Origin of the sequence: Streptomyces sp. NPDC048255 (assembly GCF_040652415.1) — a bacterium.
Classification (GTDB): domain Bacteria; phylum Actinomycetota; class Actinomycetes; order Streptomycetales; family Streptomycetaceae; genus Streptomyces.
The window spans coordinates 24,037-39,796 of sequence record NZ_JBEZMA010000004.1; the positions used below are offsets into that span (position 1 = coordinate 24,037).

Sequence of the window (15,760 nt, forward strand, 5' to 3'; positions counted from 1 at the left end):
AGGACTCACAGGGGGAAGACACCATGGACGCCAAGACACGCACACTGATCGCCGCCGCTCTGGTCCTCGGCATCGCGGCGGGGCCGGCCGTCGCCCACGCGGCGCCGGCCGGGAGGACGCCGGCCGCATCCTCGGTGCCGGCGCCTCCGGGGAGCGCATCCATCGTCGCGACGCCGCCGAACGCGAAGGCCCTGGAGAAGGCGATCGCCGGGCTGGGCGCGGAGCACGGGGACGCGACCGCCGCACTGGTCCGGGTGGGCGGTACGAGCGGCAGCTGGCAGGGGAGTTCGGGTGTCGCCGACATCCGCAGCGGACGCGAGGCGATCGAGGAGGGCCGGTTCCGGGCGGGTTCGGTGACCAAGGTCTTCACCGCGGCGGTCGTGCTGCAGCTGGCGGCCGAGGGCCGGGTGGAGCTGGACCGGCCGGTGGAGGACCACCTGCCGGGCCTCTTCCCCGCAAGCTTCGAAAGGCCGGTCACCGTGCGCCAGTTGCTGAACCACACGAGTGGCATCCGGGCGGCGGACGGGCCGGGTGACTCCTTCGAGGCGCAGTGGGAGCACCGCTTCGACGTGACCGATCCCCGGCAGCAGATCGCCAACGCCCTGGCCAAGGGGCCGGAGTTCACCGCGGGCGAGGCCCAGCACTACCTGAACATCAACTACACGATCCTGGGCGTCCTGATCGAGAAGCTGACCGGAACGACGTACGAGCGGGCGGTCTCGGAGCGCGTCCTGAGACCGCTGGGGCTGCGGGACACCTCGTTCCCGGGCCGTTTCCAGACCCGCATACCGGGCCCGCACAACCGTGGTTACCAGGCGCTCACCCGGGCCGACGGCTCGCGGGAGCTGCGCGACGTGACCGTGTGGAACTCCTCTGACCGCTGGGCGGCGGGCGACATGATCTCCACGACGGCCGATCTGGAGCGTTTCACCGTCGCGCTGTTCGACGGGCGGATCGTCCCGAAGGCCCTGCTGAAGGAGACGATGTTCGCCGTGCCGGCGGTGAAGGACTTCAAGAGCGGCAAGCCCGCCCAGCTCACGGCCGGCTTCTCCCGAATCGTCCTGCCCGACGGTACGGAGACCTGGGGCAAGACCGGCGGCCGCCACGGCTACAACACGGCGATAGGCGGAACGCTCGACGGGTCGCGGACCGTGGTCTACTCGGTGAACTCCACCGACGCCAAGGGCGAGGGCATGAACCCGGTCGCCCTCGCCGTAGTCCTGGCGGCCTTCGCCAAGTAGCGGTGCCGGGGGTCAGGCCGCGACCGCGGTCCGGGGCCCGGCGCCGGCCGGGTCCTGCGGCTCGGGCATGGCTTCGAGGCGCTTGATCATGCGGCGCAGGATCAGCAGCGGGATCACTCCGAAGACGCCGAACGACATGTCGATGACGCTCCACCAGACGGGGATGCCGCGGATCGGGCCGCAGATCAGGGCCAGCGGGATGATCCCGGCGCAGGCGATCATGCCCGCCTCGACGATCCAGATGTTGCGGACGGGGTCGCGGTGGACCCCGTAGAAGAAGACGGCGATGCAGAGGTGTGCGAAGGCCAGCCAGTCGGTGCCGTAGAGGAGGAAGGGGTACTCGGCGTCGGCCTGGTCCAGCCCGTCGCCGACCCGGCGCAGCCACGCGTTGTCCACCAGGGCGTTGGCCCAGCGGAGCTCGCTGACGAGGGGGAATGCCGTGAGTCCGCTGAGCACCAGGCAGACGAGGAACAGGACCAGCCAGGCACGGATCCGCCGCTGAAGGGCGCTTCTCTCGCTCATGGGAGACAGCGTACGGCAGTTTCTGAACGCGTTCAGCACAATTCCTGAACACGTTCAGTCCGGTGGCGCCGGGGGGTGGTCAGAGTCCGACGATGGCGTTCCAGCGCCGGGCGAGGGAGCGGCGCTCGGCGGAGGAGATGTCCCTGGCGACGACGAGCCGTCGGCGCATGTCGTCGTCGGGGAAGATCAACGGGTTCTCGGCCAGTTCGGCGGTCTCCTTGTCCTCGGAGGCGGCCAGGACCTCGCGGGCGGCCGGGACCGGGCAGACGTAGTTGACGGAGGCGGCGAGTTCGGCGGCCACCTCCGGGGCGTAGTAGTAGTCGATCAGGGCCTCGGCGTTGGTCTTGTGCCGGGCGAGGTTGGGCACGAGCAGGCTCTCCGCCCAGAGCTCGGCCCCCTCGTCCGGGACCACGAACTCGATGTCCGGGTTGTCGGCCTGGAGCTGGATGGCGTCGCCGGAGTAGGCCTGGCAGGCCAGGACGTCGCCCTTGCTCAGATCGGAGGTGTAGTCGTTGCCGGTGAAGCGGCGGATGTGCTTCTTCCTCACCATGCTCTCGACCTGGTCGCACATCCGGTGGAAGTCGGATTCGGTCCAGCGGGTGACGTCCACGCCGTTGCCCTGCATCAGCAGGGCGAAGGACTCGTCGAGGCCGGAGAAGAGGGTGACCTTGCCCGCGAGGTCCGGCCGCCACAGGTCCTGGACCGACTTGATCTCCCGGCCCAGGGCCTTGCGGTTGTAGGCGATGCCGGTGATCCCGGACTGCCAGGGGACGGTGTGCAGCCGGCCCTCGTCGAAGGCGGGGGACCGCAGTTGCGGGTCCAGGTACGTGGTCACGTTGGGCTGCGCCGAGCGGTCCATCTTCTGGGCCCAGCCCAGGTGGACGAAGCGCGCGGCCATCCAGTCGCTGACCACGACCAGGTCGTGGCCCGTCTCCTGGCGGTTCATCAGGGCCGGGCTGACCTTGCCGAAGAACTCGTCGTTGTCGTTGATCTCCTCGGTGTACCGGACCTCGATGCCCGTCCGCTCCGAGAAGGCCTCCAGCGTCGGACGGCGCTCCTCGTCCTCCTCGTCGGTGTCGATGTACAGAGGCCAGTTGGAGAAGGACACGGCCCGGTCCCGCCCGGACCTGTCGAGCCCTTCCCGCCGGTCCTCGGGGACGTACGCGGCGGGCACTCCGCATCCGCTCAGGGCGGCCAGCAGACCCGTGGCACCGAGGCCGCGCAGTGCGGCGCGGCGGGAGAAGGGGAGTTCAGGCATGCGCACAGCCTCGGGGAACGCGAAGGGGCGGGCAATAGACATGTTGTCTACTGCCCGCCCCGTCGGCGCTGTGCTGTGACCGGTGCGGCCGATCAGCCGTCGAGCGAGGTCATCACGTGCTTGATGCGCGTGTAGTCCTCGAAGCCGTAGGCGGAGAGGTCCTTGCCGTAGCCGGACTTCTTGAAGCCGCCGTGCGGCATCTCGGCGACGAGCGGGATGTGGGTGTTGATCCACACGCAGCCGAAGTCGAGGTTCTTGGACATCCGCATCGCGCGGCCGTGGTCCTTGGTCCACACGGAGGAGGCGAGGGCGAACTCGACGCCGTTCGCGTACTCCACGGCCTGGGCCTCGTCCGTGAAGGACTGGACGGTGATGACGGGGCCGAAGACCTCGTGCTGGATGATCTCGTCGTCCTGCTTGAGGCCCGAGACCACGGTCGGGGCGTAGAAGTAGCCCTTCTCGCCGACCTGGTGGCCGCCCGCCTCGACCTTGGCGTGCGCGGGGAGGCGCTCGATGAAGCCCGCGACCTGCTTGAGCTGGTTGGGGTTGTTAAGCGGGCCGTAGAGCACGTCCTCGTCGTCCGGCTGACCGGTCTTGGTGTCCGCGGCGGCCTTGGCGAGCGCGGACACGAACTCGTCGTGGATCGACTCGTGCACGAGCACACGGCAGGCGGCGGTGCAGTCCTGGCCGGCGTTGAAGTAGCCGGCGACCGCGATGTCCTCGACGGCCTTGGCAATGTCCGCGTCCTGGAAGACGACGGCCGGCGCCTTGCCGCCGAGCTCCAGGTGGACGCGCTTGACGTCCTTCGATGCGCTCTCGGCGACCTGCATGCCCGCGCGCACCGAGCCGGTGATGGAGGCCATCGCCGGGGTGTTGTGCTCGACCATGGCCCGGCCGGTCTCGCGGTCGCCGCACACGACGTTGAAGACGCCCTTGGGCAGGATCGAGTCGATGATCTCCGCCATCAGGACGGTGGAGGCCGGGGTGGTGTCCGAGGGCTTGAGCACCACGGTGTTGCCGGCGGCGATGGCCGGGGCGAACTTCCACACGGCCATCATCATGGGGTAGTTCCACGGGGCGACCTGGGCACAGACGCCGACCGGCTCACGGCGGATGATCGAGGTCATCCCGTCCATGTACTCGCCGGCCGAGCGGCCCTCCAGCAGCCGGGCGGCGCCCGCGAAGAAGCGGATCTGGTCCACCATCGGCGGCAGCTCCTCGCTGGCCGTGAGGCCCAGCGGCTTGCCGGTGTTCTCCGACTCGGCGGCGACGAGCTCATCCGCGCGCGCCTCGAAGGCGTCCGCGATCTTCAGCAGGGCCTTCTGGCGCTCCGAGGGCGTGGTGTCGCGCCAGCCCGGGAAGGCGGCCGCGGCGGCCGCCATGGCGGCGTCGACATCGGCCTGGCCCGACAGCGGGGCCGTGGCGTACGCCTCGCCGGTGGTGGGGTTGACCACCTCGGTGGTCCGCCCGTCGGCGGCCCGCCGATGTAGTTGCGCAGACGACGCAGTTCGGTGGTCACTCCAGCCACACTCCTGATCACATGTCCAACGATTGAGACGACTCCCAAGCCTAGCTCCTCCGCCGACGCTTTCGACAGGGCCGGACGCCACGAACTACGAAATCAGTGAGATCCGAGCTCTCAAACAACGGATTTCATCGATTCCGTCTTGCGGAACAGACGACTCCTCGTGCACAGTGAGGTCGTGGTCAGTCGAAGCGCAGATTCCAGGAACAGACAACCGTCCCCTTCGGTCGATGCTGTGTCCCTGGCGATCATCGAGCAACTGCAGGAGGACGGTCGCCGTCCCTACGCAGCGATCGGCAAGGCTGTCGGCCTGTCGGAAGCGGCTGTGCGCCAGCGCGTGCAGAAGCTCCTCGACCAGGGCGTCATGCAGATCGTCGCCGTCACCGACCCGCTCACCGTGGGCCTGCGACGCCAGGCCATGGTCGGGATCAACGTCGAGGGAGACCTCGACCCGGTGGCGGACGCACTCACCGCGATGGCGGAGTGCGAGTACGTGGTGATGACCGCAGGATCGTTCGACCTGATGGTGGAGATCGTCTGCGAGGACGACGACCACCTGCTCGAGACGATCAACAAGAAGATCCGCACGCTCCCCGGCGTGCGATCAACCGAAAGCTTCGTTTACCTGAAGCTGAAGAAGCAGACCTACATGTGGGGAACTCGATAGCCCGTGAGCCAGGACCTCTCCAAGACCGCGTACGACCACCTGTGGATGCATTTCACCCGCATGTCGTCCTACGAGAACGCCCCCGTCCCCACCATCGTGCGTGGTGAGGGCACCTACATCTTCGACGACAAGGGCAAGCGCTACCTCGACGGTCTCGCCGGACTGTTCGTGGTCAACGCCGGTCACGGCCGCAAGGAACTGGCCGAGGTCGCCTACAAGCAGGCGCAGGAACTCGCGTTCTTCCCCATCTGGTCGTACGCGCACCCCAAGGCTGTCGAGCTCGCCGAGCGCCTCGCCGACTACGCCCCGGGCGACCTGAACAAGGTCTTCTTCACCACCGGCGGCGGCGAGGCCGTCGAGACCGCCTGGAAGCTCGCCAAGCAGTACTTCAAGCTCCAGGGCAAGCACACCAAGTACAAGGTCATCTCGCGTGCGGTCGCCTACCACGGCACCCCGCAGGGCGCCCTGTCCATCACCGGCCTGCCGGCCCTGAAGGCCCCCTTCGAGCCGCTGGTCCCCGGCGCGCACAAGGTGCCGAACACCAACATCTACCGCGCCCCGATCTTCGGCGACGACCCCGAGGCCTTCGGCCGCTGGTGCGCCGACCAGATCGAGCAGGAGATCCTCTTCGAGGGCGCCGACACCGTCGCGGCCGTCTTCCTGGAGCCCGTGCAGAACGCCGGCGGCTGCTTCCCGCCGCCGCCCGGCTACTTCCAGCGCGTCCGCGAGATCTGCGACCAGTACGACGTGCTGCTCGTCTCCGACGAGACGATCTGCGCCTTCGGCCGCCTCGGCACGATGTTCGCCTGCGACAAGTTCGACTACGTGCCGGACATGATCACCTGCGCCAAGGGCATGACCTCGGGCTACTCCCCGATCGGCGCCTGCATCATCTCGGACCGCCTCGCCGAGCCGTTCTACAAGGGCGACAACACCTTCCTGCACGGCTACACCTTCGGCGGCCACCCGGTCTCCTCGGCGGTGGCGCTGGCCAACCTCGACATCTTCGACAAGGAAGGCCTGAACCAGCACGTGCTGGACCAGGAGGGCAACTTCTTCAACACCCTGAAGAAGCTGCACGACCTGCCGATCGTCGGCGACGTCCGCGGCAACGGCTTCTTCTACGGCATCGAGCTCGTCAAGGACAAGGTCACCAAGGAGTCCTTCACGGACGAGGAGACGGAGCGCGTGCTCTACGGCTTCCTCTCCAAGGCGCTCTTCGAAAACGGCCTGTACTGCCGCGCCGACGACCGTGGCGACCCGGTCATCCAGCTCGCGCCGCCGCTGATCGCCGACCAGGGCACCTTCGACGAGATCGAGGGCATCCTGCGCAGCGTGCTCACCGAGGCGTGGACCAAGCTCTGACCGGTCCCTGCGTCGCTGCGTCCCTGAGTCGCTGAGTCGCTGCGCACCGACTGGTCCGACCACACGGCCCGGATCCTCCGTTCGAGTGAGAACGCGGGGGTCCGGGCCGTGTGCTGTCACCATCCAAGACGTTCATCTCTTTACATCTCAGTGCGGCCCAGTGACCGAACGGGTTCCGCTTCGTTCCCCCGGACGGAGGTGTACGCCATGGTGGCTCCCGCGGACAATGCCCCGCCCGACAGCGCCCCACCCCAGGACGATGTGCTCTGGGCGCGGTCCCTGCACTACTCCCACAGCGGCTCGCCCGGCCTCGTCGGGATCTCCGTCGGAGTGCGCCAGGGCGAGATCCTGGCCCTGACCGGCCCGCGCGGCTGCGGGAAGACCACCCTGCTGCGCTGCCTGTCCGGGCAGCTGCTGCCCGAGCAGGGCGAGGTCTGGTTCAACAGCGTTCCCGTGCACACCATGGGCACCGCGGCCCGCGAACGCCTGCGCCGCGACCGGTTCGGCTGGATCGGCCCCGAGCCGCAGCTGCTGCCCGAGCTCCGGGTGTGGGAGAACGCGGCCCTGCCGCTGCTGATGGCCGGCGCCTCGCACCGCAGCGCCCGGCACGCCGCCTGCGCGTGGCTGGACCGCCTCGACATCGGCGGCTTCGCCCGCAAGCGCCCCGCCGCCCTCACCCGCGCCGAGTCCCAGCGGGTCGCCCTCGCCCGGGCCCTGGTCAACGAGCCCGCGGTGGTCTTCGCCGACGAGCCCACGGCCCCGCTGCACCGGGCCGAGCGCGCCCGGCTCCTCCGTACGCTGACCACCGCGGCCCGCTCGCACGGGATCACCGTCCTGCTGGCCACCCACGACGAGGAGACCACGGCCGTCGCCGACCGCCACCTCGCCCTGCTCGACGGCAGGCACGCCGCGACGGCCCTCGCCGCGGGCACCGGGTCCGCCTCCTCCGAGACCCCGGAGGGGCAGGCCGCGTGCTCGCTCTCCGCCTAGCCCGCGGCTCCCGTCCGCTCGTCCAGCTGCGCCGGCTGCTGGTCGCGGCCGCCTCGGCCGGCACCGGGTTCCTGCTGCTGTACGTGCTCGCGGAGGCCTTGGAGCGGCCCGCCGGATCGTTCCCGCGGCTGCTGTGGGCCCTGGTCCCGCTGGCCGCCACCGTCCACTTCGCCGTCGCCGTGGCCCGGGCCGATCCCGCGACGCGGCCCCGGGAGGGGCTGGACATCGCGGGGCTGGGACCCGTACGGCTCACCCTGGTCGCGGCGATCTCCACCGCCGTCGCCTGCACCCTCGGCAGCGCCCTGGCCCTGGCCGCCTTCCTCCACCTGCGCGGGGACCTGGCCGGGCTGCCCTTCGACGGAGCGGGCGGCTCGCTGCTGCACGCCGACCGGCCGCTGCCCGTGGCGGCCGCCCTCACCCTGCTCGCCCTGGTCCCGCTGGCCGCCTCGGCCGCCACCGCCCTCACCCTGCGGCCGGGCGCCCGCCGCCCGCTCGCCCCGCAGACCGCGCTGCCCTGGGGGATCGCCGTCACCGCGTGCGGGCTGGCCGTCGAGGCGTACGCCGGCCGGGGCGGCGCCGGGATGCTGACCGGCTGGTCCCTGACCGCGATCGGGCTCGCCCTCGCCGGGCCGGGTCTCGCCTACGCCTGCGGGACCCTGATCGCCGCCGCCCGCCCCGGCGCGCTGCGGCTGCTCGCCGGACGGGCCCTGCAGGAGGAGGCTCCCCGGCTGGGCCCGCCGCTGGGCGTGCTCTGCGCGATCGCCGCCGGAGCGCTCAGCGCCCTGGCCCTGCGGGACCGGGGCGGCCTGCTCCTGCCGCTGGGTCCGCTGTCGGGGCCGGCCGCCGCGCTGGTCGCGCTGTGCGCCGCCGCGACCCTTCTCACATCCGCGGTGGAGGCCCGCCAGGCCCGTACCGCCGGCCGGGAGGCGCTGCTCGACCTGGGCACTCCGGCCAAGGTCCTGCGTACGGCCGCGAGTTTGCGGGCCACGGCGCTGATCGCCGTGTGCGCGCCGGTCAGCTGGGGTGTGGCGCAGCTGACGTCCCTGGCCCTGACCCACTGACCCGGGCAGCCCTTAGGGTGGGCCGAATGGTCAACGGATACATCGACACCGAGATCGAGACGCTCGCCGAATTCGACCAGGTCGTGGCCCGCGGCTCGCTCAGCGGCTACCGGATCCAGTCGGTCAACCTGCTGGAGCGGACCTTCGCGCTGCTGTCCGCAGACACCTCGGCGGCCGTGTTCCTGGGCTGCGCGATGGAGCCCGACGCCTCGGTGAAGGTCCGCGCCGACGGCGCCCTGGTCTTCCCGCCCGTGCCGGACCTGCCCTTCAACCCGTACCGCGGTCTGCTCTACACGCCCGAGGAACTGTTCGCGGGACTGCCCGCCGGGTACGAGGCCACCCCGGACGCCCAGGCGTACGCCTGGTTCCAGGAGACCCGGTCCGACGCCGACATCTTCTCCTCGATGCTGCGCTCCATCCACGACGACGCCATCTCCGACGCCCTCGACGAGCGCCTCGCGGGCGCCCCGGTGGTGGGTGTGATGGGCGGCCACGCCATGCCCCGCGGCGGTACGGAGTACCGCGGCGCGGCGGAGCTGGGCCGGGCCCTGACCCGGTCCGGGCTGACGGTCGCCACCGGCGGCGGACCGGGCGCGATGGAGGCGGCGAACCTCGGCGCCTACCTGGCCCCGGCCCCCGACGAGGCCCTCCCGGAGGCACTGGAGCTGCTGGCCAAGGCCCCCTCCTTCGAGCCGTCGGTGTCCGACTGGGCCCGCGCGGCCTTCGCCGTACGGGACCGCTGGCCCGGCGGCGGCGACTCCGTGGGCATACCGACCTGGTTCTACGGCCACGAGCCGCCGAACGCCTTCGCCGGCCACATCGCGAAGTACTTCGCGAACGCCATCCGGGAGGACGGGCTGCTGGCCCGGTCCACCGCCGGGGTGGTCTTCCTGCCGGGCGCCGCGGGCACGGTGCAGGAGATCTTCGACAACGCGACGCCGAACTACTACGGATCGCGCGGCCCGGCCGCGCCGATGGTCCTGGTCGGCCGCACCCACTGGACCGAGCACCTCCCGGCGTGGCCCCTGCTCCAGGCACTGGCGCGCGGCCGTGCGATGGAGTCCCGGATAGCGCTCGTCGACTCGGTGGAGGAGGTTCCGGCGGCCCTCGCCGGAATGCGTTGACCCGGCGAGGCAACTTCCCGGCCGATTCCCACGTCTGGCAGAGGTACCGCACAACCTGCCAGACGTGAACGGAGCCCTTGGTGCTCATAGGTTTGTTGACCGCTGTCGCGGCGTCCATCTGCTACGGCACGGGATCCGTCCTGCAAGCCGTGGGATCGCGCCGCGCCGCCCGGATGTCCCCGACCGCCTCCGGGGTGACCGCGCACGGCGGCCCCAACCTGTCGTCCACCGCCAAGGCGGCGATGACCTGGGAATTCATCATCGGGACGATCCTGGACTTCGTGGGCTTCGGCCTGGGCGCGCTCGCCGCCCGGATGCTGCCCCTGTTCCTCTCCCAGACCGTGATCAGCGCCAACCTGGTGATCACGGCCGTGCTCAGCGTGAAGATGCTCGGCATCCGGCTCACCCGCAAGGAATGGGCCTCGATCGGGGTCGTCTGCACGGCGCTGGTGCTGCTGGCGACGGCCGCGGGCCACGAGGGCGGCCACCACGCTCCGATGTCCACGCACTGGTGGCTGCTCGCCGTCACCCTGCTGATCATCGTGGGCGGCACCGTCGCCGTGCGCTTCCTGGGCTCGCGGGCCGCGATCCTGGCGGGTCTGCTGTCGGGGCTGGCCTTCGGCGCGCTGGGCGTCGGCGTCCGGATCCTGAACGGCATCGACCCGTTCGACCTGGGCTCCTTCCTCTCGGACCCGGCCCTCTACGCCATCCTGGTGGCGGGCTTCGGCGGCATGTACCTGCACACGGTCGCCCTCCAGATCGGCTCGGTGAACGGCGCGACGGCGGCCCTGGTCGTCGGCGAGACCGTGCTCCCGGGGGCGATCGGCGTCCTCTGGCTGGGTGACGCCTCCCGCCCGGGCCTGGCCTGGCTGGCCGTGCTCGGCTTCGTGCTGGCCGTGGCGGGCGCCGTGGCCGTCGCCTGGTTCGGCAAGCACGACGGCGCCGAGGAGGAGGCCGAGGCCCCGGTCCCGGCCCCGGCCCCGACCCCGGTCGGCTGACCCTCCGGCCGGCCGGGCTCGATCACCCGGTCGGCCGTCCCCGGTGGTGGCGCGGCGGCGGCTGCCGCTTGCTGGACCGGGGGGAGAGAGCGAGGGGCCCGTGGAGCCCACGACCGATCGGCTGAAGACACCGCGAGCCGCCGGAACGGCCGGAGTCGCCTTCGCCCTGCTGCTCGCGGCGGCGATCGTCCTGATGCGGATCGCCATCCCGTCGGGGGACGCCGCCGAGGCAGTCATCGATCCGGACCGCCGCTGGGCGATCCGGGTGGCCCTGGAGATCGTGCCCTTCGCCGGCATCTTCTTCCTGTGGTTCATGGGCGCCCTGCGCGCCCACACGGGCGAGGCCGAGGACCGGTTCATCGCCACCGTGTTCCTCGGCAGCGGCTTCGTCTTCGTCGCCACCCTCTTCGTCGCCGCCGCGGCGGCGGGCACCGTGCTGGACGAGGACACCCCCTCCGAGTTCGGCCGCCACTACGCCTACGTCCTCCTCTCGACCTACGCGATGCGGATGGCGGCCGTCTTCGTCCTCGCGACCTCGACCATCGGGCGGCTGCTCGGCGTCTTCCCCCGGCCGCTGGCCCTGCTGGGCACCGTCGTCGGCCTGGTCCTGATCGTCGTGGGGTCCGGCCTGCCCTGGTCCGAGCTGCTGTTCCCGGCCTGGGCGCTGATCGTCAGCATCCACATCCTGCGCGCCCGGCGCGGCACTCCTCCCGCGGCCCGCTCCGACCGGGCCTGACCTGGTGTGACCTGGGGATCTCCGGTCCAGCAGGCGGTCTCCGGAACCCGCGCGCATGCTGGGGAAGGGAGGGGACCGGGGGTTCGGGGGTGACGGGGATGATCAGGCCAGCGAAGGGCAGATCCGTCATGAGGCTTGTCGTCGACCTCAACCGCTGCCAGGGATACGCGCAGTGCGCCTTCCTCGCTCCCGACGTGTTCGCCATGCACGGCGACGAGTCGCTGCTGTACAACCCGGAGGCGGCTGCCGAGCAGCGGGAGAACGTCGCCCGCGCCGTGGCGGCCTGCCCGGTCGGCGCCATCCTGGTGGAGTTCACGGACGAGGACCTGGAGGCCGTGACCGCGGCCGGGGCGCACTCCGGAGGCGCGCGGTGACCGGTGCAGGAGCGCACGACGGAGCCCTGGAGCGCCTCAAGCGCGAGGGCCGCATCGTCGTCGTCGGCGCTTCGCTGGCCGGCCTGCGCGCCGCCGAGACCATGCGCGAGAAGGGCTTCGCCGGTTCGCTCACCATGATCGGCGACGAACCGTACGAGCCGTACGACCGGCCCCCGCTGTCCAAGCAGGTCCTGCTGGGCAACGCGGTCGCCGACCACACCGCGCTCCCCCGCCGCCGGGCGATCGACGCCGACTGGCGCCTCGGGGTCCCCGCCACCGGCCTGGACATGGCCGCGCGCCGGGTCCGGCTGGGCAACGGCGACGAGGTCGAGTACGACCGGCTGCTGATCGCGACCGGGGTACGGGCCCGGCCGTGGCCCAACGAGGACGAGGGCGCCCTCGGCGGGGTCTTCGTGCTGCGCACCCGGGACGACGGCGAAGGACTGCAACGGGCCCTCGCCGCCGGTCCCCGCCGGGTGCTCGTCATCGGAGCCGGGTTCACCGGGTCCGAGATCGCCTCCGCCTGCCGGGAGCGCGGTCTGGACGTCACCGTCGCCGAACGGGGCGCCGCGCCGCTGGTCGGCGCGCTCGGCGGGGTCATCGGGCAGGTCGCCGCCGAGATGCACCGCGAGCACGGGGTCGACCTGCGCACCGGGGTCATGGTGACCGCGCTGGAGGGCGACCCCTCGGGGCGGGTCCGCGCCGCCCACCTCTCCGACGGGTCCACCGTCGAGGCCGACGTGGTGGTCGTCTCCCTGGGAGCGCAGCGCAACACCGAGTGGCTCGCGGGTTCCGGACTGGGCGCGGGTCCCCGGGGCATCGCCTGTGACGCGGGCTGCCGGGCCTTCGACATCCGGGGCATCGTCACCGACGACATCTTTGTGGCGGGTGACGTGGCACGCTCCCCGCACGCCCTGTTCGGCTACCAGTTCCTCTCGCTGGAGCACTGGGGCAACGCCGTCGCGCAGGCCGACACGGCCGCGCACAACATGCTCAGCGAGAGCGCGGACCGCCGCCCCCACCTGTGGGTCCCGGCGTTCTGGTCCTCCCAGTTCGGCGTGAACATCAAGTCGGTCGGGGTGCCGCCGATGGGGACGGAGATCCTCGTCACGCAGGGCTCGCTGGCGGAGCGCCGGTTCGCGGCCGTGTACGGGTACCAGGGGCGCGTGATCGCCGCCGTGACCTTCGACAACTGCCGGTGGCTCCAGTTCTACGAGCACCAGATCGAGACCACCGCGCCCTTCCCGCCGCCCTTCTCCACGGTGGACCGCAGGCCGGAGGGGAACAAGCCGGTGCCGGCGGACTTCCCCGACCCCTCGGTGCCGACCCACGGGCCGACCATCACCCTCAGCGGCTACTCGCCGGCCGACCGGAAGATGACCTTCGTCCCCGCGCACCACTGACCCAGGCCGCCCTCCCCACGAGGACCACGAGGACCCGTCATGACACAAGCCATCCTGCGGGAGATCATCGACTACGCGAACCGTGCGAATCCGTACCCGCTGTACGAGGAACTCCGCAAGACCCCGGTGTCCCACGACGGGGACGGCCCGTACGTCGTCAGCACCTACTACGAGATCCAGAACCTCCTCCACGACCCCCGGATCAGCTCCGACGCCCGCAACCTGAAGGCGACCGGGGACGATCCGCTGGGCCAGGCCGAGGAGGAGGGGACGACCCTGCCCCCGTCCTTCCTCAAGCTCGACCCGCCGGACCACGACCGGCTGCGGCGGATGACGAACCGGCCGTTCGGGCCGCCGCACGCCCCCCACCGGGTGCACGACATGCGGGAGGAACTGGGCGGCCTCGTGTCCGCGCTCATCGACGGCATCGTCACCACCGGCAACCTGGACCGGATCGACCTGGTCGACCAGTTCGCGTACCCCTTCCCGGTCTCGGTCATCTGCCGGCTGCTCGGGGTGCCCCGCGAGGACGAGCCGCGCTTCCACGTGTGGGCGGAGACCCTCGCCGCCAGCCTGGACCCCGACCCGGACGCCGACCCCACCCAGCACGGCAAGGGCGCCATGGACGCCCGCATGGAGCTGGGCATGTACCTGGCGGGGCTGATCGAGGAGCGCCGCAAGAACCCCGGCGACGACATGCTGTCCCAGCTGGCGACGGCGGAGGGCCCGGACGGGTCGATGACCACCATGGAGGTGCTCAGCACCTCCGCGCTGCTGCTGATCGCGGGCCACGAGACCACGGTCAACCTGATCACCAACGGCATGTTGACCCTGCTGCGCCACCCGGACGTCCTCGAGCGGCTGCGCGGGGACCCGGAGCTGGCGGTGCCGATCGTCGAGGAACTCCTGCGGTACGAGCCTCCCGTGCAGCTGCTTCCCCAGCGCAGCACCCTCTCCGACATCGAGGTCGCCGGGGTCACCATCCCCAAGGGTGCGTCCCTCTGGCTGATCCTGGCCTCCGGGAACCGGGACCCGCAGCGCTTCGAGCATCCGGACCGCTTCGATCCGGACCGCAAGGACATCCAGCACCTCGGCCTCGGCAGCGGGATCCACAGCTGCTTCGGGGCTCCCCTGGCCCGCCAGGAGGCCCAGCTGGCGCTGAGCGAGCTGGCCCGCCGGCTGGAGAACCCGCAGCTGCTGGAGGACCCGCCCCCGTACCGCCAGAACGCGGTCCTGCGCGGCCCGCGCCACCTGCCGGTGTCCTGCGACGGCATCCGCCCCTAGGGAGTGCTTGCCCTCAGCCGCCGAAGGCGGCGAGGGCCAGGCGCTGGGCCACCGCGGGGGCGCCGTCGGCGGACGACGACGTCCCCATCGCGTAGACCGCGCGCCGGCCCAGGTCCCGCGAGGCGAAGACGCCGCTGCGGTACCCCGGGTCGGAGCCCGTCTTGCCCCACAGGACCGAGCCGTCGGGCAGCGGCACGGACATCAGGCCGACGCTGTAGCAGGCCGTGCCCTTGCCGGGGCCGGTGTTGCAGTTGGAGGCGTTGGCGTACGGCAGCGGCTTGCCGTCGGCGGCCGTCGGCACGGTGAACAGCTCCGCGGCCTGCGCCGGTCGCAGCAGTCGGCCGTCGAACAGACCGGAGATGAAGCGGTCCAGGTCGCCGGTGGTGGAGGTCATGCTCGCGGGCAGCCCGCCCTGCACGTTGACGTCGACCAGCTCGCCGCTGCTCTTCGGCAGGTAGCCGGGCAGGTAGGGCCGGGGCACAGGCGCGCTGCGGTTCGGCACGGCCGTCCTGGTCTCCCGCATCCCCAGCGGCTTCAGGATGCGGGTGGTCACCTCGTACTGGAACGGGTGCCCGGTGATCTCCTCGATGAGCTTGCCCGCGACGCGGTATCCGAAGGAGTTGTACTCCTGCCGGGTCCCCGGGCGGAACCGCGGGCCGGGAGCCGGCCTGCCCTCGGGGCGGAGCGTCAGCTCGATCATCTCGTCGAAGGAGAGGTAGTCGAGGCGGCGCTCGATCTCCTCGTCCGGCGAGGTGTCCGGGGCGCCCTCGAAGTCCTGGGGCAGGCCGCTGGTGTGGTTGAGCAGCTGCCGTACGGTGACCGGCTCCTCGAACCGGCTCTCGGGCAGTAGCCCGGGCAGGTAGTGCTGGACGCTCCGGTCCAGGTCCACGCGGCCCTCGGCGGACAGCTGGAGCAGGATCACCGCCTCCATGGGCTTCGTGATGCTGCCGATGCGGAAGTGCGCGTCGGGGCTGACCCGCTTGCCGGTGACGACGTCCCCGGACGTGCCGCGCCAGGTCAGCCCGTCCTTGTGCACCTCGGCCACGACACTGGCGGCGCCCTCGTCGGGGCGCACGGTGATCGCCTCGCGCAGGGCGGCACGGTCGAGGGCCGGGGCGGGACCGGCGGTGGCGGCGTGCGCGGGAGCGGCGAGACCGAACGCCAAGGCGGCGGTCAGGGGCAGGACTGCAAGACGGCGCATGGGGAGGCTCC

General features: G+C 71.4%; 14 protein-coding genes and 1 pseudogene. 11 read left to right on the forward strand and 4 right to left on the reverse strand.

Going from position 1 to position 15,760, the window contains the following annotated elements:
• The first annotated feature begins 23 nt into the window (after positions 1 to 23).
• The gene (locus AB0D94_RS05455) at positions 24 to 1,241 is read left to right on the forward strand and encodes a serine hydrolase domain-containing protein (protein WP_362045884.1); all 1,218 of its coding nucleotides are present in this window, start codon (positions 24 to 26) and stop codon (positions 1,239 to 1,241) included.
• Positions 1,242 to 1,253: 12 nt separating this feature from the next.
• Here the strand turns inward: AB0D94_RS05455 and AB0D94_RS05460 are convergent, their stop codons facing one another.
• The 3 genes and pseudogenes from AB0D94_RS05460 to AB0D94_RS05470 all read right to left on the reverse strand — a co-directional run bounded on the left by AB0D94_RS05460 (position 1,254) and on the right by AB0D94_RS05470 (position 4,540).
• Positions 1,254 to 1,763 (reverse strand): hypothetical protein, encoded by a 510-nt coding sequence (locus AB0D94_RS05460; protein WP_362045887.1) that lies wholly within the window; start codon positions 1,761 to 1,763, stop codon positions 1,254 to 1,256.
• 79 nt (positions 1,764 to 1,842) lie between these two features.
• Positions 1,843 to 3,021 (reverse strand): spermidine/putrescine ABC transporter substrate-binding protein, encoded by a 1,179-nt coding sequence (locus tag AB0D94_RS05465; RefSeq protein WP_362045890.1) that lies wholly within the window; start codon positions 3,019 to 3,021, stop codon positions 1,843 to 1,845.
• A gap of 92 nt (positions 3,022 to 3,113) precedes the next feature.
• Positions 3,114 to 4,540 (reverse strand): annotated as a pseudogene (locus AB0D94_RS05470) (gamma-aminobutyraldehyde dehydrogenase).
• Positions 4,541 to 4,709: 169 nt separating this feature from the next.
• Between AB0D94_RS05470 and AB0D94_RS05475 the strand changes: the two are divergent.
• The 10 genes from AB0D94_RS05475 (at position 4,710) to AB0D94_RS05520 (ending at position 14,548) form a co-directional block, all read left to right on the forward strand.
• Entirely contained in the window at positions 4,710 to 5,213 is a 504-nt protein-coding gene (locus AB0D94_RS05475) for an Lrp/AsnC family transcriptional regulator (protein ID WP_031144106.1), read from the forward strand.
• Positions 5,214 to 5,216: 3 nt separating this feature from the next.
• Positions 5,217 to 6,578 carry an aspartate aminotransferase family protein gene (locus AB0D94_RS05480; RefSeq protein WP_362045894.1) on the forward strand — a complete coding sequence of 454 codons (1,362 nt, stop codon included), beginning with the start codon at positions 5,217 to 5,219 and terminating at the stop codon, positions 6,576 to 6,578.
• A gap of 207 nt (positions 6,579 to 6,785) precedes the next feature.
• Positions 6,786 to 7,568, forward strand: coding sequence for an ATP-binding cassette domain-containing protein (locus tag AB0D94_RS05485; RefSeq protein WP_362045896.1), 783 nt, complete (start codon positions 6,786 to 6,788; stop codon positions 7,566 to 7,568).
• Positions 7,550 to 8,629: a hypothetical protein gene (locus AB0D94_RS05490; RefSeq protein ID WP_362045898.1), complete on the forward strand. Its 1,080-nt coding sequence runs from the start codon at positions 7,550 to 7,552 to the stop codon at positions 8,627 to 8,629. The genes AB0D94_RS05485 and AB0D94_RS05490 overlap by 19 nt, the downstream gene beginning before the upstream one ends.
• A gap of 26 nt (positions 8,630 to 8,655) precedes the next feature.
• Positions 8,656 to 9,753: a Rossmann fold nucleotide-binding protein gene (locus AB0D94_RS05495; RefSeq protein ID WP_362045900.1), complete on the forward strand. Its 1,098-nt coding sequence runs from the start codon at positions 8,656 to 8,658 to the stop codon at positions 9,751 to 9,753.
• An 80-nt stretch (positions 9,754 to 9,833) separates the two neighbouring features.
• Positions 9,834 to 10,751, forward strand: coding sequence for a hypothetical protein (locus AB0D94_RS05500; RefSeq protein ID WP_362045903.1), 918 nt, complete (start codon positions 9,834 to 9,836; stop codon positions 10,749 to 10,751).
• 100 nt (positions 10,752 to 10,851) lie between these two features.
• Positions 10,852 to 11,487, forward strand: coding sequence for a hypothetical protein (locus AB0D94_RS05505; RefSeq protein WP_362045906.1), 636 nt, complete (start codon positions 10,852 to 10,854; stop codon positions 11,485 to 11,487).
• A 128-nt stretch (positions 11,488 to 11,615) separates the two neighbouring features.
• Complete coding sequence (locus tag AB0D94_RS05510) at positions 11,616 to 11,861, forward strand: ferredoxin (RefSeq protein WP_362045909.1); 246 nt, start codon at positions 11,616 to 11,618, stop codon at positions 11,859 to 11,861.
• A complete protein-coding gene (locus AB0D94_RS05515; RefSeq protein WP_362045912.1) occupies positions 11,858 to 13,264 on the forward strand; it encodes an FAD-dependent oxidoreductase in 1,407 nt (468 codons plus the stop codon). Before AB0D94_RS05510 ends, AB0D94_RS05515 begins: the two co-directional genes overlap by 4 nt.
• 39 nt (positions 13,265 to 13,303) lie before the next feature.
• Complete coding sequence (locus AB0D94_RS05520; RefSeq protein WP_362045915.1) at positions 13,304 to 14,548, forward strand: cytochrome P450; 1,245 nt, start codon at positions 13,304 to 13,306, stop codon at positions 14,546 to 14,548.
• Between the two features lie 13 nt (positions 14,549 to 14,561).
• Here AB0D94_RS05520 and AB0D94_RS05525 read toward each other — a convergent pair whose 3' ends face one another.
• The gene (locus tag AB0D94_RS05525; RefSeq protein WP_362045918.1) at positions 14,562 to 15,749 is read right to left on the reverse strand and encodes a serine hydrolase domain-containing protein; all 1,188 of its coding nucleotides are present in this window, start codon (positions 15,747 to 15,749) and stop codon (positions 14,562 to 14,564) included.
• Positions 15,750 to 15,760: the final 11 nt, after the last annotated feature.